The 21,660-nt window shown below is 59.6% G+C and carries 16 protein-coding genes; 11 read left to right on the plus strand and 5 right to left on the minus strand.

Translation table 11 applies throughout. The features are described 5' to 3' along the window. Nucleotides 1-41: 41 nt before the first annotated feature. Nucleotides 42-290 carry a hypothetical protein gene (locus PMI11_RS23805; protein ID WP_007822248.1) on the plus strand — a complete coding sequence of 83 codons (249 nt, stop codon included), beginning with the start codon at nucleotides 42-44 and terminating at the stop codon, nucleotides 288-290. Between the two features lie 104 nt (nucleotides 291-394). Then, nucleotides 395-556 (plus strand): hypothetical protein, encoded by a 162-nt coding sequence (locus PMI11_RS37765; RefSeq protein ID WP_007822250.1) that lies wholly within the window; start codon nucleotides 395-397, stop codon nucleotides 554-556. Here the strand turns inward: PMI11_RS37765 and PMI11_RS23810 are convergent, their stop codons facing one another. From PMI11_RS23810 to PMI11_RS23820, 3 genes are all read right to left on the minus strand, one after another. Then, complete coding sequence (locus tag PMI11_RS23810) at nucleotides 557-1,345, minus strand: class I SAM-dependent methyltransferase (protein ID WP_244430671.1); 789 nt, start codon at nucleotides 1,343-1,345, stop codon at nucleotides 557-559. It lies immediately after the preceding gene. Between the two features lie 105 nt (nucleotides 1,346-1,450). Further along, a complete protein-coding gene (locus PMI11_RS23815; RefSeq protein WP_007822254.1) occupies nucleotides 1,451-1,741 on the minus strand; it encodes a BON domain-containing protein in 291 nt (96 codons plus the stop codon). Nucleotides 1,742-1,798: 57 nt separating this feature from the next. Further along, nucleotides 1,799-2,446, minus strand: coding sequence for a hypothetical protein (locus tag PMI11_RS23820; protein ID WP_007822257.1), 648 nt, complete (start codon nucleotides 2,444-2,446; stop codon nucleotides 1,799-1,801). A gap of 375 nt (nucleotides 2,447-2,821) precedes the next feature. Here PMI11_RS23820 and dxr point away from each other — a divergent pair, with 375 nt between their 5' ends. Further along, a complete protein-coding gene (gene dxr, locus PMI11_RS23825; protein ID WP_037072003.1) occupies nucleotides 2,822-3,997 on the plus strand; it encodes a 1-deoxy-D-xylulose-5-phosphate reductoisomerase in 1,176 nt (391 codons plus the stop codon). Between the two features lie 33 nt (nucleotides 3,998-4,030). On the opposite strand, the gene hemA is transcribed toward dxr, so the two are convergent. After that, the gene (hemA, locus tag PMI11_RS23830; RefSeq protein WP_007822260.1) at nucleotides 4,031-5,245 is read right to left on the minus strand and encodes a 5-aminolevulinate synthase; all 1,215 of its coding nucleotides are present in this window, start codon (nucleotides 5,243-5,245) and stop codon (nucleotides 4,031-4,033) included. Nucleotides 5,246-5,578: 333 nt separating this feature from the next. Between hemA and PMI11_RS23835 the strand changes: the two genes are divergently transcribed. The 3 genes from PMI11_RS23835 (at nucleotide 5,579) to PMI11_RS23845 (ending at nucleotide 14,148) form a co-directional block, all read left to right on the plus strand. Further along, nucleotides 5,579-5,833 (plus strand): YMGG-like glycine zipper-containing protein, encoded by a 255-nt coding sequence (locus tag PMI11_RS23835; protein ID WP_007822262.1) that lies wholly within the window; start codon nucleotides 5,579-5,581, stop codon nucleotides 5,831-5,833. Between the two features lie 173 nt (nucleotides 5,834-6,006). Further along, nucleotides 6,007-7,932 carry an autotransporter assembly complex protein TamA gene (locus tag PMI11_RS23840; protein ID WP_193385628.1) on the plus strand — a complete coding sequence of 642 codons (1,926 nt, stop codon included), beginning with the start codon at nucleotides 6,007-6,009 and terminating at the stop codon, nucleotides 7,930-7,932. Between the two features lie 108 nt (nucleotides 7,933-8,040). Beyond that, a complete protein-coding gene (locus tag PMI11_RS23845) occupies nucleotides 8,041-14,148 on the plus strand; it encodes a translocation/assembly module TamB domain-containing protein (protein ID WP_007822266.1) in 6,108 nt (2,035 codons plus the stop codon). A gap of 22 nt (nucleotides 14,149-14,170) precedes the next feature. Here PMI11_RS23845 and PMI11_RS23850 read toward each other — a convergent pair whose 3' ends face one another. Next, nucleotides 14,171-14,599 (minus strand): Lrp/AsnC family transcriptional regulator, encoded by a 429-nt coding sequence (locus PMI11_RS23850; protein WP_007822268.1) that lies wholly within the window; start codon nucleotides 14,597-14,599, stop codon nucleotides 14,171-14,173. A 131-nt stretch (nucleotides 14,600-14,730) separates the two neighbouring features. On the opposite strand from PMI11_RS23850, the gene rocF reads away from it, so the two are divergent. From rocF to PMI11_RS23875, 5 genes are all read left to right on the plus strand, one after another. Further along, on the plus strand, nucleotides 14,731-15,666 hold the full coding sequence (gene rocF / locus PMI11_RS23855) for an arginase (RefSeq protein WP_007822276.1): 936 nt from the start codon (nucleotides 14,731-14,733) through the stop codon (nucleotides 15,664-15,666). A gap of 13 nt (nucleotides 15,667-15,679) precedes the next feature. Beyond that, on the plus strand, nucleotides 15,680-16,879 hold the full coding sequence (gene rocD, locus PMI11_RS23860) for an ornithine--oxo-acid transaminase (protein WP_007822277.1): 1,200 nt from the start codon (nucleotides 15,680-15,682) through the stop codon (nucleotides 16,877-16,879). Between the two features lie 351 nt (nucleotides 16,880-17,230). Beyond that, entirely contained in the window at nucleotides 17,231-19,021 is a 1,791-nt protein-coding gene (locus PMI11_RS23865; protein WP_007822286.1) for a methyl-accepting chemotaxis protein, read from the plus strand. Beyond that, on the plus strand, nucleotides 19,021-19,497 hold the full coding sequence (locus tag PMI11_RS23870; RefSeq protein WP_007822287.1) for a chemotaxis protein CheW: 477 nt from the start codon (nucleotides 19,021-19,023) through the stop codon (nucleotides 19,495-19,497). The genes PMI11_RS23865 and PMI11_RS23870 overlap by 1 nt, the downstream gene beginning before the upstream one ends. Before the next feature lie 319 nt (nucleotides 19,498-19,816). Continuing rightward, nucleotides 19,817-21,577: a methyl-accepting chemotaxis protein gene (locus PMI11_RS23875; protein ID WP_007822290.1), complete on the plus strand. Its 1,761-nt coding sequence runs from the start codon at nucleotides 19,817-19,819 to the stop codon at nucleotides 21,575-21,577. Nucleotides 21,578-21,660: the final 83 nt, after the last annotated feature.

Below are 21,660 nucleotides of genomic sequence, written 5' to 3' on the forward strand. Positions count from 1 at the left end.
TCGAGTTGATCACCCGACCAACTTAGAAAGAGAGGCTTGTCATGAAGAATATTATCATCGCTTCCGCATTTGCTGCGGCGACGATTCTCGCAGGTGCTCTGCCTTCCCAGGCTGCCAGCGTAACCATCACGACCGACAATGATGGATACGGATATCACCGCATGATGGACCGTCCTTACTACCGCCATCACCTGCCGCCGCGCCGTGTTTCACATGATTGTTATACCCGCACGGAACGCTTCCATAGCCACGGCGAGACCGTGATCAAGAAGACCCGTGTCTGCCGCTAAGACAAGATGATCCCGGCTGGAGGCGAGCCGGGATCATCTGTTCTGAAGCATGAGGAACTTCGGAATTTTTCCCGCGTTTTACCGGCAAAACAGGAGTATCCGTCATGCGTATTAGAATGACCCTGCTTGCAATCGGCGGCGCAATCGCTTGCGGTCTGCTCATCGCCATCAGCTACCAGCCGCAAGGCCCCGTCACCACACATAAGACCGATCGTCTCGTTGGCGAAAAGGCTCCCGCCGGCTTCCTGACCGAGCGCTTCGGCTGATCAGCTGAACGACGGCTTGCGTGCCACGACGTGGAAATATTCCTCGTCTGCCAGCGTTTCGCCACCGAGCGGGCGACCATCGACCGAAAAGAGCAACGGCTCACCGGTAAAACCGCTTTCGCTGAGTTGTGAGCGCAGCTGGCCGTGTGTGGTGGCGTAGACCATGATGCCGAAATCATGGGCGCGGTGCAGCAGGATCGCATGTTCGCCATGCCGCTGCTCCAGCGGTGCGAAACGGCGCTCCCGCACCAGTCCCACCGCGTGCTTGAGGAGCCGGAAACTCAGCTTCACCGGGTGGTTGGACCAGACGATCGAAGAGCGGGCACGGTTTTCACCAAAACCATGCCAATTGCGATTAAAGGTCGAAAAGGCAAAGGTGCCGCCGGCCTTCATCACGCGCGAGACTTCACGCAGGATCGATCTGCGTCCATCTGCATCGACAGAGTCGATGCCATTATAGCTGAAAACGACGAGATCGAAGGAGCCGTTGGCAAAGGCCGAAAGATCACGTGCATCCATATTTTCGAAGCAAAGACCCGGGTGGTTGGAGCGCGCAAGCGTTACCATCTCGGGCGTATAGTCGATGCCGATATAGTTGCCGGCCTCCTTGGCGAGAAGTGCTGCCGTGCGGCCTCCGCCGACGCCGATATCGAGGACGCTGCCGCCCCTGGAATTCGCAAGGCCGATGCCAAGCACCATGCGCTCGCCTTCATTGATGAAGCCGCTGCTGTTGCGATAGTCGCGCCGGGAGAGCGGGCTGCTCCATGTCCGACGATTGATGATTTCCATCTGATGCATCGAAATACCTGACTTTCCGGGGGCTGTGGAATAGGTCAAACCTAGGTCAGGGGACGACACGGATAAACTTACAGAAAGTTAATATTTGGTTAATAGTTAATGCCGAACATTAACTATCGGATCCGCAAGCAAAATACGGTTTCGAATCGTATAAACACCTTCAACTGTTCTTGCTATGACCGTTGCCCGCTCGATTTCATCAACCGTACCGACACGACCGCTCAAAACGACCTCATCGCCCTCGGCCGTAACCTCGACATCGGATGCATCGATACCGCCTGCAACGGCCAGCGCATTGGCAACCGCAGATTCCAATGTCGCACGATTGGCATATTCAGCCTCAACCTCGGGCTGATGACCGTGAAATGTCTGTTCCTTGAAGACCATCGTTCTGTCCTCCTTGACGGTGAGGAAGAAACGCGGCTGACAGGACTTTGGTTTCGCCTACCAGCGAAGCTGATAGTTCAAATGGACATTTCCCGTCCGCCCCGTCGAAAGCGGATCGGACACAGACGCGCTCAGTCCGAGATTGGGCAGGATGTTCTGACTGACGGCAACGGTGCTGGAAAAGTCGCCACCCACGTCACCAATGCTGCTGCCAGCCGAAATCGATGTGCCGGTCCACGGATAGATCAGCTTGACCGCCTGCGAAGCCGACACCGTCGCCTGCCGCGCATCGACGGCGTTGTAACCGAGGCTCACCGCGCGTGTCGTCTGCATGTCGAGTGTGTCAGAGAGTATCCAGCTTCGCGAGCGGCTGAGCATAAGCGCGCCGCTGCCGCGCAAAGTATCGACCTGTAGCGTCACATCCTGCTGCGCACGGCTGGCCGGCGTAACGCTCACCTTCTGCAGCTTGCCCCATAGCATCGCCTGGCCGGAATTCGGCAGCGGTGCCCCACTCTTGTTGGAGGCAAGTGCCAGATCTGCACCGGCGCTCGTCTCCCATTCCATCGGCAGGCGGAACCCGACCGTCGTTTTGTAGGAACCGCTGGATACCTTCACCGGCGACCAGATCACCAGATCATCCGCAAATACCGGATTGGCCAGCGGCAGAAGGGCAAAAACAAAGCACGCAATCTTTATTTTCGTCATAATATCGCATCGTTTTGAACTAGCACGCCGAGCACTGATAGGCGCAGAGCAGACGTGGAAGCGCTCGAGTTGAACGCCATGAAGGATGGCGCGGACACGCAATCCCGGTTCAGTCTTCGATTTTTGTTTGGCCCGCGGCCAGTGGCATAAGTGCCGGTTGCTCGTCGGACACATCAGTGGCCAGCGGATTTGCCTTTTTCGGCCGTAACCGACCGCAGCAAATGATCATCCCCGTGAGGACTGTCATCAGGATCACATCATGGCGAAGGCATGTAAACCCCTCTGGGGTTGAAATTTGCTGCACCGCACACTTGCTGCCTCCCGCGATCCCCTGTAGAGCCGATGCCGAATATGCAATTTCTTGCGAAATCGACGATGATGACGAGCAAAACCGCGCCCCGGCGCCTCAGTATCTTCGGTTCGACAGGCTCGATCGGTCAAAATACGCTCAATGTCATCGATCATCTGGGCGGCCGGGACAATTTCGAAATTTCCGTCCTGACCGGCCATGGCAATGTGGAATTGCTGGCGCAACAGGCGAAATCGTCAGGCGCGCGGCTGGCCGTCATCGCCAATGACCGGCATTACGAATCACTGAAGAGCGAACTTTCGGGTAGCGGCATTGAAGTCGCTGCCGGCAAATCCGGCCTGATGCAGGCAGCAGACCGCGAGGCGGACTGGGTGATGGCAGCCATCGTCGGCACGGCCGGTCTTGCTCCCACCCTTGCCGCGGCACGCCGTGGCGCCGATATCGCGCTCGCCAACAAGGAATGTCTTGTTTCGGCAGGTGATCTTTTCATCGAGTCGGTGAAAAACGGCGGTGGCAAGCTATTGCCCGTCGATAGTGAGCACAATGCGATCTTCCAGGTGCTGGAGGAAAACCAGCGCCATGCCGTGGAACGCATCATCCTGACGGCATCAGGCGGTCCCTTCCGCACATCCTCGCTGGAGGAGATGGCCAACGTCACGGTAGAGACCGCACGCGCCCATCCGAGATGGTCGATGGGCCTGAAGATTTCCATCGACAGTGCGTCGCTGTTCAACAAGGCGCTGGAGATGATCGAGGCGAAGCACCTTTTCGGCCTGCGCCCCGAGCAGGTGGAGGTGATCGTTCATCCCCAATCGGTCATCCATTCGATGGTCGGCTATACGGATGGCTCGGTGCTGGCCCAGCTCGGCGCGCCGGATATGCGCACCGCAATCGGCTACGCTCTTTCCCATCCGCGCCGGGCGAACCTGCCGATCGAGCGGCTGGATTTCGCCAAGCTCGCGCGGCTGGACTTCGAGGCTCCGGATGAAAAACGTTTCCCTGCCCTCCGGCTTGCCCGCTTGGCGATGACGCGCGGCGGCGTCCAGGGCGCGGTGCTGAATGGCGCCAAGGAAGTGGCGCTCGAAGCCTTCATCGAGGGTCGCCTGCCCTTCCTCGCCATGGCCGAAATCACCGAAAAAGTGATGGACGATCTCATCGGTCTGCCGGCGGCCGCGACGATGGACGATGTCTTCGCCGCAGACAAGGAAGCCCGGCAGCGGGCTGCCGGGCTCATCCGATAAAGAAATTTTCCTGAAAAATCAGGCGCCGTGACGTCAAGCGACGTGACGAGCAAGCGCGCAGCGTGACCAGAGCGAATGCAGCGCACCGACGAGATGCTCGATATCAGCATCCGAATGCAGCGGCGTCGGCGTGATGCGCAGGCGCTCGGTCTTCTTCGGCACCGTCGGATAGTTGATCGGCTGCACATAGACACCGAAATTGTCGAGCAGCAGATCCGAGATCCACTTGCACTTGGCCGCATCGCCGACCATGACCGGCACAATATGGCTCGGGTTCGGCATGTGCGGAATACCCTGCTGGTCAAGCAGCGTGCGCAGCTTCCGCACGCGATCATGATGGCGAGCTCGCTCGAAGGGGCTTGCCTTTAGATGCCGGATCGAAGCGATCGAGCCGGCAGCGAGGGCCGGCGGCAGCGACGTCGTGAAGATGAAGCCCGATGCAAAAGAGCGGATGAAATCACAGAGCGCCGCGGAAGCCGCGATGTAACCGCCCATGACGCCGAAACCCTTGGCGAGCGTGCCTTCGATGACGGTGATGCGGTCCATCAGGCCTTCGCGCTCGGCAATGCCGCCGCCGCGCGGACCGTACATACCGACGGCATGCACTTCATCGAGATAGGTCATCGCGCCATACTTGTCGGCGAGATCGCAGATTTCCTTTATCGGCGCGATATCGCCGTCCATCGAATAGACGGATTCGAATGCAATCAGCTTCGGCGCCTTGGGATCGGCAGCAGCGAGCCTGGCTTCTAGTTCGGCCACGTCATTGTGCTTCCAGATGACCTTCTCGCACTTGGCGTAGCGGATGCCCTCGATCATCGAGGCATGGTTGAAAGCATCGGAGAAGATGATGAGGCCGGGGATCTTGGAGCCGAGCGTACCAAGCGCTGCCCAGTTGGAAACATAGCCGGATGTGAAGGTCAGCGCGGCTTCCTTGCCGTGCAGATCGGCGAGCTCCTGTTCAAGCAGAACATGGTAATGGTTGGTGCCAGAGATATTCCGGGTGCCTCCCGCACCCGCGCCACAGTGATCGATGGCTTCCTTCATCGCCTCGATCACCTTGGGGTGCTGGCCCATGCCGAGATAGTCGTTGGAGCACCAGACGGTCACTTCCTGTTCGCCATTCGCCGTGTGACGCGTCGCACGCGGAAAGTTACCGCGATGGCGCTCCAGATCGGCAAAAACGCGGTAACGGCCCTCAGTGTGAAGCCCGTCCAGCTCGCTTTTGAAAAACGCTTCGAAATCCATCATATGCTCCAGTTCGTACGGCTGTTTCTTGCTGAGACGGCAACCGGACGTCAACCCTTACGTCCCTGATTTAACATCAACTGCGGCAAAAGGCGCAGACTTTTGAATGATTCCAGATAAAAAATATGCGAGCCGTGATCGGGGAAATTGATCGACGTCAATTCCGGCGACAAATTCGTTTTTAATCGTGGACAAGAAACCTGCGCCTTACGAAAAAAGCTCGATGAAGGTGGACAAGCCCTTCTTGCGACATAGTTTTCGGGCTAGCCTGGGAAAAAAACAGGTTAGGGACGACATCCGCCCGCTGGGGCGCCAAAAACCTCGGAGAGAAGAATGAAAAAAGTCCTCGTACTCGCATTGATCGGCCTTTCGATCGCAAGCTGCACACCCACGCAACAAGGTGCCGGTATCGGCGCAGCGTCTGGTGCCGTTATCGGCGGCGTGGTCACCGGCGACGTGCGCGGCGCGGCAGTCGGCGCAGCGATCGGTGGCGTTTCGGGCGCGCTTATTGGTAGGGTCGCAGAGCAGCCCGGCCAATGCTACTACCGGGACCGGTACGGTCGCCGCTACATCGATGATTGCCGCTGAGATCTGCAATCAGAATGGGAAAAATGGAAATCCCGGACCCTCGTCCGGGATTTTTTTGTACTAAATTAGTGCGCCAGCAGTTTAAATTGGTACACGTGGCGCGATTTTGCCGCTAAGCTTGTCATCGGCTGGGCAACGCAGAGCTTCATTTTAATGTAACCAAAAAGCAGCGGATGCGGATTAGAGGGACGGGCCTGAGAACGGGTATTGCGTATCGAGCAGGCGCCATGGTTGTGGTCGCAGCGGCGGCTGCATTTTCACCAGTCCTCGTGGGCAATGCTTACGCATTCAAGCTTTTTGGCATCACCATATTCGGCAAGGACGAGGACGAGAACCTGCAGGTGCCCGATCCTGTGCGCTATGATGTCGACCTCGAAGCAGGGACAACCGACAGCGACCTCAAGGAGGCACTGGAGAACAGCTCTCGTCTCGTTGGCGACAAGAACCGTCCGGTTTCAGGCGATCTTGGCGTCGTCGTGAAGGCGCGCGACGACCGCGACAGGCTGATCGCCACGCTCTACGAAAAGGCGCGCTACGGCGGCGTGGTGACGATTACCATCGACGGTCGCAACATGGACGATCTGCCGCCGAACCCGACTTTCGATCGTTCAAAGCCCGTCCCGGTCAAGGTGGATATAGCGCCTGGCCCGATCTTCACTGTCAATGAAGTGCAGTTCGGCGGCGATGCCGCGCACCGCAATCCCGCAGATTATGATCTCGCACCCGGCGAGCAAGCCGGCTCGCTCGCCATCATCAAGGCCGGCGATACGATCGTTGACCAGTTGAAGAGCGAAGGCAGGCCCTTTGCCAAGCTGACCGAGCGGCGCGTGGTCGCCGACCACAGGAAAAACACCGTCGATATCGTTCTCGCTGCCGAAGGTGGTCCGGTTGCTCCGATCGGCGACGTCGGCGTGACTGGGGAGGAAAGGGTCAAGCCGGAATTCATCCAGCGCTATTCCCGCCTGCAGAAGGGCGAAGCCTATTCACCGGAGGCACTGAGGAAGGCAGGCGAGCGCCTGCGAGCGCTTGGCGTGTTCTCCAGTGTGACGATCCACGAAGGCGACGCACTGGCCTCCGATGGTACCTTGCCCATGACGATCGAGGTTTCCGAAGGCAAGCGGCGCTACCTCGGCATCGGCGCGCAATATTCGACGATCGACGGTTTCGGCGTCAACGGCTACTGGGGCCATCGCAACCTGTTCGGCGGGGCCGAATCGCTGCGCATCGAAGGCGCCGTCTCGCGTCTCGGCGAAGCGTCCGACCTCGGCGATCTCGATTACTCCGCCGGTATCCTCTTCACGAAACCGGGCTTCATTCATCCGTCCGCCACCCTTAAGGCCGGGATCGTTGCCAAGACGCAAAATCCGGATGCCTATAATGCAAAGCTTGTCACCGCCTCGCTCGGCCTCTCCTATGAATTGACGGACCAGGACACCATCTCTGCCGCCGGCGAAGTGAGCTTCGAGAACGACGACGACGCTTTCGGCAACAACAACTATCTGACCTTCACGCTGCCGATTACCTATGATCGCGACGCCCGCGACGACAAATTCAATCCGACCGGAGGCTACCACGCCACGCTGTCGGCAAAGCCGGGCTATGAGTTCATGAACGGAACGGTCTATTCGGCCTTCGAGGGTTCGATATCAGGTTATCTCGGTCTCGGCGCCGAAGACGGCATCGTGCTGGCCGCCAAGCTCGCGGCCGGCACGCTGATCGGCGGCGACGGCGTTCAGGATATTCCGGCAACCCAGCGTTTCTTCGCCGGCGGCGGCGGTTCGGTGCGCGGTTACGGCTATCAGGAAATCTCGCCCTATAACGAAAACGGCGATGCGACCGGCGGCCGCTCCTATGTGACCGGCTCCTTCGAGGCACGCATCAAGATCACCGATACGATCGGCATTGTGCCCTTCCTCGATGTCGGCACGGTTTCGGACAGCATTGCGCCCGATTTCTCCGATATCCGGGCCGGCGCGGGCGCCGGTATCCGCTATGCAACGCCTTTCGGCCCCCTTCGGCTTGATTTTGCCGTACCGCTGAACAAGTACGACGGTGGGACGGATTATGGAATTTATGCCGGCATAGGCCAGTCGTTCTAGCAAGACGGAGCATTTCCGTGACCAGAAACGGAAATGCTTTGGGAATGCCGATTTCGCAGTGTTTTCCGACCTGTGAGCTGTCATGAAAACGGGATAGTGTCCGCTCTTATGCAAATGTTGGCGAAAATCATGAACTGGATAATGCGGCTCGTCGGCTACGGCCTCGGCGCGGCTATTATCCTTGCCGTCATTGCTTTGGCGATCTTCGGTTTCACCTCCTTCGGTGCCCGCATCATCACCGAAAATGTCGCTTCCGCGCTCTCCAACCGCGATATGACGATATCTGTGCGCGAACCCGAAGGCCTGCTGACCGGCGGCTTGCGCGCAGCCGAGATCACCCTGTCGGACACGCGCGGCACATTTGCAGAAATCCGCGGCATCGCCATCGACTGGAATCCCCTGGCGCTGCTGACCGGTACCTTCCACGCCAGACAGGTATCACTCGCCTCCATCGACGTGCGCCGCCAGCCGGTACGCACCCTCCCTTCCAGGCCGGCGACTCCGGAGGAAGGAAGCAGCGGAGGCTTCCGGCTGCCGCTGAAGATCGATATCGAGCATATCGCTTTGCCCGATATTTCCCTTGGCGCACCGCTGACCGGCCGCGCCTTCTCGCTTGCGGCCACCGGCAACCTCAGAGCCGACGGCGATGGCGGCGAAGCGCTTGTTAACGTCAACCGCCACCAGGTTCCCGACGCAAAGCTCTCCGCCGATATCGCCTTCACCCCGGCAAACAACCATCTGCGGCTGAACGCCCAGCTTGCCGAACCGCAGGGCGGCCTGCTCGCAGGCTTTCTCGGTCTGCCCGGCAGCCCGGCGGTCAATATCGCGCTCAACGGCGAAGGTCCGATCTCGGACTGGAACGGCAAGCTGCAGGCTGCCCTCGATGGGCAGCAACGTGCCTCGCTGGAAGGCAAGCACGCAATCACGCCCGACGGCTTGCATCATCTCGACCTCAAGGGCGGCGGCGATGTAAGCTCGCTGCTCCCCATGGCATTCCGGCCGCTTTTTGCAGGCCAGACGAATATCGATGTATCCGCGACCTTCAACGATCATGGCAAGATCGATATTCAGACCGGCAATCTCGCGACCGGCAGCGTCGTCATCGCCGCATCGGGTACGCTCGATCCTGCCGGCAACAACAGCTTGAATGCCAATGTGCTCGGCACCTCGGGTCCGGTCGATTTCCGCTGGCCGCTTGCCGATGGCGAAGCGCGCTTCATGATTTCGGGCTTCAATCTGGCGATGACCGGACAGGCACAGGCCGTGCGCATCAATGCCAGCGGATCGCTGGATTCCGCCACAATGCCGCAGGCCGATATCGGCAACGTCAAGCTGACGGCCAAGAGCGATGCCTTCAATCTCGCCAATGGGGCCGGCGATATCCAGCTGCGCCTCGTCGCGGGTGACGCCACCTTCACCGAGCCCAACCTCAACCGTGCGGTTCGGGGTCCGATCACACTCGTCGCTCCGCTTCAGATTTCCCGCAATGGCATCGGTTTCAACGGCACGACCGTCGAAAGCGCCAATATCGGCGCCGATCTCAACGGCTCCTATCGCTTGGCCGACAATACGCTGACCGGCAATGCGAAATTTACCGTCCAGCCCGCCGCCTTGCCGCCGGCCGTCGCCGAAAAATTCAATGCACCGATCAACCTCGAAACCCAGATTGCCGGCACGATCCCCTCCAAGGTGACGCTGTCGAACATCACGATCAAATCCCCGACCATCGAGGCAGGCGGCAACGTCACGCTCGATGAGGACGTGCTGACGGCCGATCTCGCCGGCAAGCTTCCCGATATCGGCAAGCTGCTGTCAGGCACGAGCGGGGAAGCGGATTACAGCATCAAGGCAAGCGGCAAGCTTCCAGCCCTTGCACTCACCGCCAATGTGAAAGCCGCCAGCCTGCAGATGGCCGATCGCAAGGTCGGCGATCTCAACATCGACCTGACGGGCCCCGCCGATCCTGCTGCTCCGCAGGGCCGGATCGCCGCGACCGGCACGATCGACGGCCAGCCGATCGGCATCAATGGGGACGTCAAATCCGAGAAGGGGATCATTTCTATCCCCGCGCTGACGGCCGATGTCGGCAGCAATCGCCTGGCGGGCAACCTCACGCTTTCGTCAGGCATGACGCCGGCTGGTGCGTTTACCTTCGACTTCCCTGATATCAGCCTGCTTGCTGCTCTCGGTGGCCAGAAGGCGGAAGGCGATCTCAAGGGCTCCGTCGATATCACCGGCAATGACGGCAGAATCGCGCTCAAGGTTGCCGCCAACGGCAGTGGCATTCGCCGCGATACGCTTGATATCGCCAAGCCGACGATCGATGTGACCGTCAGCGATATCATGGCTTTTGCAGCGAGCGGCAAGATACGGGCCGACGGGTTCGGTGTCGGGACCAACAAGCTTACCGGCATTGCGCTTGATTTCGTCCAGCAGCAGACCCGCACCGACTTCAATCTGGATGCAGGCTATGACGGCAATCCGCTGCGGGCCGCCGGCAGCGTGCAGTCTGCGGGCGGCATGATCGATCTCAGTCTCGACCGCTTCGCCGCCAAGCCGCACAACATTCCGGTCGAACTGGCGTCACCCGCACAGGTCAACGTCACCAAAGGAGTTGCCAGCCTGAACGGCCTGACCGTCAAGACCGGCAGCGGCTCGGTATCGGTCACCGGTTCGGCTGGTGAGACCCTGAAGCTCGATGCCGTCATCACCGACCTGCCGGCAAGCCTTGCCAACAGCTTCGTTCCCAATCTTGCCGCCGACGGCACGATTTCCGGTACGGTGAACGTAACCGGGACACCGGCCGCCCCCGCGGTCAATTTCAAGCTCGACTGGAAGGACGCGGCCACCAGCCATACAAAAGGCGCCAGCATCGCCCCTCTCGGCATCTCGACATCAGGCACCTTCGCCGACAACAAGCTGAACTTCGATGGCGGCATTAGCGGCGCTGACGGCCTTTCCCTGAAGGCGGCGGGCGATGTTGGCCTTGCGGACCCGAACGGTCCGACCCTCAATATCAACGCCGACATCGTCAGCCTGCCGGCAAAGGTCGCCAATGGCTTTGTTCCCGATCTTGCTGCGGAAGGCACGGTTTCAGGAACGGTCACGGCAACGGGCACGCCCGCAGCACCAGCAGCCGATTTCAAGCTGAACTGGAAAAACGCCGCGACAAGCCAGACAAAGAGCGCCAAGCTTGCCGGTCTGTCGCTCAACGCATCCGGCAGGTTTGCAGATAACAAGCTCGATTTCGATACGGCGCTCACCGGCAAGAGCGGACTATCGCTGAAAGCACTCGGTAATGTCGCTATCACCGGAACCACGATCGGCAACATCAAGGTCGATGCCGAACTTGCGAATGTTCCGGCCAATATCGCCAACGGTTTCGTGAAGGATCTCGATGCCGGCGGAACGATTTCTGGCACAGTCTCGGCGTCAGGGACGCCTGCCGCACCGGCTGCGGATGTCAAGCTCAGCTGGCAGGATGCCACGACACGGCACACCAAGACCGCCGGCCTGACCGGACTGGACCTTGCGGCAACCGGCCATTTCGCCGACCAGAAACTCGATTTCGACGCCAGCCTCGCCGGACCGAAAGCCTTGTCGCTGAAGGCGACGGGAAATGTCGAGCTTGCTGGGACGGCAGCGCGCAATCTGAAGGTCGATGCAGATCTCGCAAACCTTCCAGCCGGCCTTGCCAACGGCTTCGTTCCCGATCTGGGCGCCGAAGGCACGATTTCCGGCAAGGCGTCGGCCTCCGGCTCGCTGCCGACACCGGCAGTCACTTTCGATCTGGCCTGGGCAAATGCGGCAACGCGCCAGACAAAGAGCAACGGCCTCAGCGATCTCTCCGCCAAGGCCACTGGCAAATATGAAAACAACAGGGTCGATTTCGACGCCAATCTCGGCAGCGGCAACGGCGCGCTGCTGAAAGCGAACGGCGGTGTGACGATTGATGGCACCGCCATTCGCGACCTCGCCGTCAACGCTGACATTGCCGGCCTGCCCGCAAACCTCGCCAATGGCTTCGTGCCCGGTCTTGGCGCTGAGGGCATAATCTCCGGCACTGCGGTCACCTCAGGCACACCGACTGAGCCGGTGGTCGATTTCAAGCTCGACTGGAAAAACGCGGCAACGCGCCAGACCAAGACCGCCGGTCTTTCTAGCCTGGCGCTTGCCGCTTCGGGCAAATACGTCGGCAACCGTCTGGATTTCGACGCCAATTTGAATGGCAAAGGTGGCGTCTCGCTGAAAGCGGCCGGCAATCTCGCATTGTCGGGCACCACGATCCAGGGCATCGATGCCAAGGCTGATATCACCAATCTGCCGGCTGCCGTCGCCAATGGGTTCGTCCCTGATATTGGAGCCGAAGGCATCATCACAGCGACGGCGACGACCTCCGGGTCGCTCACCGCCCCCTCCGCCGATTTCAAGATCGACTGGAAAAACGCCGGGACGAAACAGACCAGAACTGCCGGCCTCTCCGGCCTGACGCTCGCCGCTTCGGGCAAACTCAGCAAAGACCGGCTGGATTTCGACGCCAATCTCAACGGCAATGGCGGTGTCTCGCTGAAGGCAGCGGGCAATCTCGATATAGCCGGAACCACCATCAAGGGCGTCAATGCCAAGGCCGAGATCGCCAATCTGCCGGCGGCCGTCGCCAATGGGTTTGTTCCGAACCTTGGTGCCGAAGGCGCCATCACGGCGACAGCGACTGCCTCGGGATCGCTTCCCCTTCCCTCGGTCGATTTCAAGGTCGACTGGAAGAATGCCCAAACGAGCCAGACGAAGGGCGCCGGCCTTGCCCCACTCACCCTTGGCGCAAGCGGCAAGCTGGCCGACAACCGTCTGACGGTCGACACCAGCCTTGCCGGCGACGGCGGATTGTCACTGAAAGGCGGCGGCACTCTCGCAATGACAGGCAACCGCACCATGTCGATGCGTTTCAACGGCAGTCTTCCCTTCGCCGTTCTCGGTGCACAGCTTGCCCAGCAAGGTCTCGTTGCCGAAGGCGTCGCCAATGTGAATCTTGAGGTCAGCGGCACGACGGATGCCCCGGTCATCAACGGCACAGTGACGACGGATGGCGCAAAGCTGATCGACGTGCGCCGCAACCTCGCCCTCGAAGGCCTTGGCGCAACCATTACCTTCAACGGCCAGCAGGCGGTCATTTCGCGGCTGAACGGCAGGCTCGCAAGCGGCGGCTCGATCTCGGCGAGCGGCTCGGTTGGCATCAGCGGCACCTTCCCCGCCGATCTTTCCATCCGCCTGGACCACGCGGTCTATGTCGACGGCACGCTGGTTGTCGCAACGGTCGACGGCACGCTCGGCCTGAGGGGACCGCTGCTTTCCAATCCCACGCTTGATGGTAAGCTTCACATCGACAAGGCTTCGATCACCGTGCCGGAGAGGCTGCCGACATCGCTGCGTGAAATCGATATCCGTCATATCCACGCGCCGCCCGCCGTGCTCGCCCAGCTCAGGGACAATGCTCAGCAGCAGCCCCGGGAAAAATCTTCGACCATCATGCTGGATATCCAGCTCGATGCACCCTCGCAGATCTTCGTGCGCGGCCGTGGCATTGATGCGGAAGTCGGCGGAAACATTACGATCCGCGGCTCGGCTGCCGCGCCCGAAGTTGCCGGTGCCTTCACCATGCGCCGCGGCCGTCTGACGATCCTCAACCGCCGTCTCGATTTCTCCGACCGCAGCCGCATCACATTTGCCGGCGACCTGACGCCCGCCCTCGACATGGAGGCCACTTCCACGTCAGGTACGACGACGCTCACGGTGGATGTCACGGGTCTCGCGACCGACCCCGCCATCACCTTCTCCTCGTCGCCTGCCCTGCCTCAGGACGAAGTGCTGGCCCAGCTCATCTTCGGCCAATCCATGTCCCGCCTGTCACCAGTGCAGATTGCCCAGCTTGCCGATGCCGTCAGCCAGCTCGCCGGCAACCGCTCGACCTCGCTCTTCGAAGGGCTCCGCAACCAGCTCGGCGTCGACGACCTCGACATCAGCACGGATGCGAAGGGACGGACCAGCGTCAGTGTCGGCCGCTACCTCAACGAACGGACCTATTTCGAGCTGCAGCAGGGCGGAGAAGCCGGCGCCAAGGCAATCATCAATCTGGATGTCGGCCGCGGCGTGAAGCTGCGGGGTGCCGCCGGCGGCAATGGCTCGGGTGAAGCCGGCATCGTCTACGAGCATGAATATTGAGGCCAACCTGGAAACTTGAAGCCTAAAAGCTCGCCTTGCTGGTCTTCAGCAGAATGTTGGTTTCGGTGGTATTGATGCCGTCGATGAGACGTATCCGGCGCAGCGTCTCGTCGAAGGAGACGAGGTCGCGATCCTCAAGCTCGGCAACGAGATCCCATTTGCCGTTGGTGCTGTGCAGCGCGCGCACCTGCGGCAAGCCACGAAGCTGGGTTGCCACCTTGTCGGCAAGCTTGCCATGCACTTCGATCATGACGATGGCCCGAACGCCGGCCGAACGCGTCTCGTGACCGGTGCGGATGGTGAAACCGGCAATCGTGCCGTTTTCCACCAGCCTATCGATGCGCGTGGAAACCGTCGCCCGCGAAGCTCCCGTCAGCGCCGCAAGCGAGGAGACGGAGATTCGCGCATTGTGCCGAAGCGCACTCAGAAGCTCGTTATCGAGATCGTCCACGGTTTCACTTTGTCAAATTAGCTTTATCAATCTGCGCAATCATAATCCATTTCTGACACTTTTCCATCTATTTGCCGCCGCCACTTTATCCCACTATCGGCCAAAACAGGCCTCAGAACGGAGCCCTCGGAATGGAAGTACAATCTCGATCTGTCGCCCTTATCGGTGTCCCCCTTGAAGAAGGTTCCGGCCGCAGAGGCGCGGGCATGGGACCGACAGCATTGCGCATTGCGGGTGTCGACAAGGCGCTGACTGAACTCGGCCACACTGTTGTCGACACGGGCGATCTCAGCATCGTCCCGGCCAGGGACCTTCCCAATCATTCGAAAGCACATAATCTTCGCATCGTCGGCGCCTATACGCGTGCGCTCGAAGCAGCCACCTATGATGCGGCGAAAGCCGGCCACTTCCCGCTGATCCTCGGGGGAGACCACAGCCTTTCCATGGGCAGCGTCTCCGGCATGGCGCGTTATGCCGCCGAAAACGACCGCCCGCTCTTCGTGCTGTGGCTCGACGCCCATTCGGATTTCAATACGCCCGAGACCTCGCCGTCAGGCAATATTCACGGCATGCCCGTCGCCTTCTTCTGCGGTCTGGCGGATTTTGCCGAAATCCTGCCGAAGGACCGTGCACTCGTCGATCCCAAGAAGATCTTCCAGGTGGGCATCCGCTCGGTCGACGCCTCCGAGCGCGTCGAAATCCGCAAGCACGGCGTCAATGTCTTCGACATGCGCTCGCTCGATGAACAGGGCGTGGCTGTGATCCTCCGCCAGATCCTGGAAACGATCGAGAAGGCGAACGGCCTGCTGCATGTCAGCTTCGATGTCGATTTCCTCGATCCCGATTTTGCGCCGGGCGTCGGCACCACCGTTCCCGGCGGCGCCACCTTCCGCGAAGCACACCTCATCATGGAGATGCTGTCCGACAGCGGTCTCGTCTCCTCGCTCGATCTCGTCGAGCTCAATCCTTTCCTTGATGACCGCGGCAAGAGCGCCCGCATCATGGTGGAGATGACGGCAAGCCTCTTCGGCCGCCGTATCTTCGATCGTCCTACACGCGCCGCATAAGGGAGCACCGGCCATGAACATCTCGTCGAACCTCATCGCCACCGAACAGCGCCTTGGAGCCAATAACTACAAGCCGCTTGATGTCGTGCTGACGCGGGGTGAAGGTGTTCATGTCTGGGACACGGATGGCAAGCGCTACCTCGACTGCCTCTCGGCCTATTCCGCCGTCAACCAGGGCCATTGCCATCCGAAGATCCTTGCCGCCATGGTCGAGCAGGCCGGCCGCCTGACACTCACCTCGCGCGCCTTCCGCAACGACCAGCTCGCCTATCTCTATGAGGAGCTCGCCGCACTGACTGGCTCCCATAAGATCCTGCCTATGAATTCAGGCGCGGAAGCCGTCGAGACCGCCATCAAGGCGGTTCGCAAATGGGGCTATGAGGTGAAGGGCGTCCCGGAGGGCAAGGCGGAGATCATCGTCTGCGCCAACAATTTCCACGGCCGCACGCTGAGCATCATTAGCTTCTCGACTGACCCCGACGCCCGTACCGGCTTCGGGCCTTATACGCCGGGCTTCCGCATCGTTCCCTTCGGTGATGCAGAAGCCTTCGCGGCGGCCATCAATGCCAATACCGTCGCAGCACTGATCGAGCCGATCCAGGGCGAGGCTGGCGTCATCATTCCGCCGACCGGTTACTTCACCCGCGTGCGCGAACTCTGCACGGCAAACAACGTCACGCTCATCCTCGACGAAATCCAGACCGGCCTTGGGCGCACCGGCAAGCTGCTCGCCGAAGAACATGAAGGTATCGAGGCCGACGTGACGCTGATCGGCAAGGCGCTTTCCGGCGGCTTTTATCCTGTTTCAGCCGTGCTTTCGAATTCGGAGGTCCTCGGCGTGCTCAAGCCTGGCCAGCATGGCTCGACCTTCGGCGGCAACCCGCTGGCCTGTGCGGTCGCCCGCGCGGCCCTGAAGGTGCTGACCGAAGAAGGAATGATCGAGAACGCCGAGACGATGGGCGACTATTTCCTCGAAGGTCTGCGCTCCATTCGCTCCAACATCGTCAAGGATGTGCGCGGCCGTGGCCTGATGCTCGCGGTCGAACTGGAGCCGGAGGCCGGTGGTGCCCGGCAATATTGTTACGCCCTGAAGGATCGCGGCCTTCTCGCCAAGGATACACACGACCACACGATTCGCTTCGCGCCGCCACTGGTCATCACCAGACAGCAGGTGGATTGGGCGGTCTCGCAAATTGAAAAGACAATAACCTAAAGTAAAACTACAGAAATTTTGCAACTTTTAATATTTTATCAGGAGAAAAACTAATTCTCCTCTGTAAAAAATTGTAAAAATGATGTCGCAATCCGATCAAAATCGGATTTGGTTACTCATTGTTAATCGTGAAAATTATATTTATTTGATGTGAATACAGATCATCCCCGCGTCTCAGCGCCAAGGACCGAGATTCACGATAGAATTGATACCGATCAGCCTCGTTTGTGAAGCAGGACAGACTTCAAGTATTGCCGGATATACTGCAGTTTTGCGGTGGCTCCGCCTTACTCAAATCCGGTCCATTCTCCGAGAGATCGGCTGGTAGCAACCACACATCGGAGGATTGAAATGTCATTGTTTTCGCTGGGTGCGACGTCGGATTCACGTGCAACCGTCACAGCTCTCATGAAGTCGCAGGCAACGATCGAATTCGACCTGCAGGGAAAGATCCTCAACGCAAACGAAAATTTCTGCCGGGCACTCGGTTACAAGCTCGGCGAGATTATCGGCAAGCATCACAGCATCTTCTGCGAGCCGGATTATGTCGCCTCCTCAGCCTACCGGGAATTCTGGCAGAAGCTTGGCAGGGGCGAATTCGATGCCGGTGAATACAAGCGCATCGGCAAGGATGGCCGCGAGGTCTGGATCCAGGCTAGCTACAACCCGCTGATGTCGGGCGGCAAACCCTACAAGATCGTCAAGCTGGCAAGCGATGTGACCACCATCAAGCTGAAAGCCGCCGATGCCGAAGGCAAGATCGCTGCCCTCTCGCGGGCTCAGGCCGTCATCGAGTTCACGCCGGATGGCGAGATCCTGCAGGCGAACGACAATTTCCTCTCGGTCATGGGTTACCGGCTGGAGGAGATCCGCGGCAAGCACCACAGCATGTTCTGCGAGCCGGCCTATGTTCGCTCCGAAGCCTATAAGGAATTCTGGAGGAAGCTTGCCGCCGGCCAGTTCGTCGCCGAGGAATTTCTGCGCGTCGGCAAGGGCGGCAAGGTCGTCTGGATACAGGCATCCTATAATCCTATCTTCGACATGAGCGGCCGCGTCTTTAAGGTCGTCAAATTCGCAACCGACGTCACCGAACGCGTCCGTGCCGTCGATGATCTGGCAACCGGCCTGACCGCGCTTGCCGACGGCGACCTGACGAAGCGGGTCGAAAATCCTTTCCCGCCGGCGCTGGAGAAAGTCCGGACCGATTTCAACGCCGCAATCGACAAACTCGGCAGCGCCATGCGCACGGTCCTCATCAATGCCGAGGCGATCGCCAGCGGTGCGCGCGAAACGAAGGAAGCCGCCGACGTCCTGTCCAAACGCACCGAACAGCAGGCTGCAACCGTTGAAGAGACGGCCGCGGCGCTCGATGAAATCACCCAGACCGTTGCCGACAGCGCCGGCCGCGCCGCCGAAGCAGGCGGGCTAGTCGCGGAAACGAAGCGCGGTGCAGAACATTCCGGCAATATCGTCCGCAAGGCGGTCGACGCCATGGGCCAGATCGAGAAATCCTCGCGCGAGATCAGCAATATCATCGGAGTAATCGACGAAATCGCCTTCCAGACCAACTTGCTGGCGCTGAACGCCGGCGTCGAGGCAGCGCGTGCCGGCGAAGCCGGCAAGGGTTTTGCCGTCGTCGCCCAGGAAGTGCGTGAACTCGCACAGCGCTCGGCCAGCGCCGCCAAGGAGATCAAGGCGCTCATTACCACCTCCTCGGAGCACGTGAAAAGCGGTGTCGACCTTGTCGGCCAGACCGGCCAGGCACTGGAACGGATCGTCACCCAGGTCGGCAATATCGACGTCAACGTCACGGCGATCGTCGAGTCCTCGCGCGAACAATCGACCGGGCTTGTGGAAATCAACAAGGCCGTCAACATCATGGACCAAGGCACGCAGCAGAATGCTGCCATGGTGGAGGAGACAACCGCGGCAAGCGCCCGACTTTCATCCGAGACTGAAAACCTTCGCAATCTCGTCTCACAGTTTAGATTTGGGCAACACTCTTCCGTTAATATCATCGATAACCGTAACGATGCTTCGCCGGGTGCAAAGCCATCGCGTGGTATGAAGGCAAAGCTCGTCCGCGCCAATGGTGGCGCTGTCGCTTCTGCCCTGGCTTACGATAGTTGGGAAGAATTCTAATGGCCACGATCAACTCCACTAGCTTCAGCGGCGACACGCTCGAAATCATTGCCTTCCGCCTGCACGATCAGGAGTTTTGCGTGAAGACCACGACCATCCGCGAAATCCGCGGCTGGGCGCCGTCGACGCCGATCCCGCACTCTCCGGCAGATGTCATCGGCGTCATGAACCTGCGCGGTTCGGTCATCCCGATCATCGACCTCGCCTATAAGCTCGGCATGAAGAGCACTGTCGCCAATGAGCGCAGCGCCATTGTCGTCGCAGAAGTGCACAATATGGTCATCGGCATGCTGGTTGATCGCGTTTCCGACATCCTGACGATTTCTTCCAGCCATGTTCAACCCGTTCCGGAAGTGACCGCTTCCTTCGATCGTGCTTTCTGTGAAGGCATCATCGCTTCCGAAAACGGCATGATCTGCTTCCTGAATCTCGCAAAGATGTTCAAGGAAAACGAAACCGACGAACTGGCCGCCTGATCGCCACGCCAAGCAGTTTGGCAAATAATTGAGATGAAGAACCGCCTCACGAGGGCGGTTTTTTGTTACCCGGCCCCTATACATGCACGACCTGTAATTTTCTCTCCAAAATACTTATTTATTAGTATTTGCTTTTATACAGAAAATTTACCACCGCCGATCATCATCGGTTGTGAAGCATCAACCCGATACGATTTCTGATAGGCGGAAATGGCGACTGTTGCCCGGCTGCATTTCCAGGCCGCGAACCCGTGCCTGTTTGGTCTTCGATTTCAGGGGCTGGGTGCGAATAGACGCGCCATATTCAGAGGGGACGGAAATGTTTGGTCTATCATCCGATTCGAAATACGTTTTTGATGCCATTTCCAGATCGCAGGCGATCATCGAATTCGATCTGGCCGGAAATGTTCTCACGGCGAACGAAAATTTCTGCAAGGCGCTCGGTTACAGTCTGAACGAGATTGCCGGCAAACATCACAGCATGTTCTGCGAACCGGCCTATGCGGCAACCACCAGCTACCGGGATTTCTGGACCCGCCTCGGCCGTGGCGAATATGACGCCGGCGCCTACAAACGCCTGGCAAAAGGCGGCCGCGAGATCTGGATCCAGGCCTCCTACAACCCTGTCTTCAAGCACGGCAAACCTTTCAAGGTGGTGAAATTCGCCTCTAACATTACCGAGGCCAAGAAGCGCGCCGTCGAGGACGCCGGCAAGCTCGAAGCCATTTCGCGCTCGCAGGCCGTGATCGAATTTACTCCCACAGGCGACATACTCACGGCCAACGAAAACTTCTGCAATGGTCTTGGCTATTCGCTGTCGGAGATTGTTGGCAAGCATCACAGCATGTTCTGCGATCCCGCCTATGCCCGCAGCGACGAATACAGACAGTTCTGGCCACGGTTGGCAAAGGGCGAATTCATCGCCAACGAATTTGTCCGCTACGGCAAGGGCGGCAAGGAAATCTGGATTCAGGCCGCCTATAATCCGATCACCGATGCAGATGGCAGGATCTACAAGGTTGTGAAATTCGCAACCGACGTGACTCAACGTATGAGCGCGATTGCCCTTCTCGGCACCGCCCTGCGCCAGCTTTCCGAAGGCGATCTGACCCGGACTCTGGACACGGCCTTCGTGCCTTCGATGGAGCAGTTGCGTCACGATTTCAACGCGACGATCGACAAACTCTCAGAGACGCTGAAGACCATCGGCGAGAATGCAATGGCTATCGCCGATAGTTCACGCGAGATCGGCTCTTCGGCAGACTCCTTCTCCAAGCGAACGGAACAGCAGGCCGCCTCCATCGAAGAAACGGCGGCGGCACTGGAAGAGATCACGACCACGGTCAACGATTCAAGTCATCGTGCCGACGAGGCAGGCCGCCTCGTTGCACAGACGAAGCAAGGCGCGGAACAATCCGGCACGGTCGTGCGCAAGGCGGTCGCGGCGATGGACCAGATCGAGCAATCCTCCCGAGAGATCACCAACATCATCGGCGTGATCGACGATATCGCCTTCCAGACCAATCTGCTGGCGCTCAATGCCGGTGTCGAAGCAGCGCGTGCCGGGGAAGCCGGCAAGGGCTTTGCGGTCGTCGCCCAGGAAGTCCGCGAGCTCGCGCAGCGCTCCGCGACCGCGGCCAAGGAGATCAAGGCGTTGATCAACACATCGAGCGAACTCGTGAAAAACGGCGTTGGACTGGTCGGCCAGACCGGCAAGGCGCTGGAGGAAATCGTCGTTCAGGTCGCCAGCATCAATTCAAACGTCGTGGCGATCGTCGAGGCCTCGAAGGAACAGGCGACTGGCCTCAAGGAGATCAATCAGGCCGTCAACACGCTCGACCAGGCAACACAACAGAACGCTGCGATGGTAGAGGAAAGCACAGCCGCCAGTCATAACCTCGCAGCGGAAGCCGATGCGCTGCGGAGGCTGCTCACGCAGTTCCAGCTCCCCGGCGGCAATATCGCCGCGACGCGGCACGCGGCAAAGCCAGCTGCCGCTCCGGCCCTGCATCTTGTTGCCCGCATCTCGAGAGCCCACGGCGCCGCGGCGCCAGCCGCCGAAAGCTCGGAAGAATTCTGAACCAGTTTCATTCGAAGAGCTCGTGCCGCCGCGAGGGCGGCACGAGCTCTTACTGATCATAGCCTTTGGTCGGCAGCCCGAAG

Origin of the sequence: Rhizobium sp. CF142 (assembly GCF_000281145.1) — a bacterium.
In the GTDB taxonomy this organism is placed as follows: domain Bacteria; phylum Pseudomonadota; class Alphaproteobacteria; order Rhizobiales; family Rhizobiaceae; genus Rhizobium.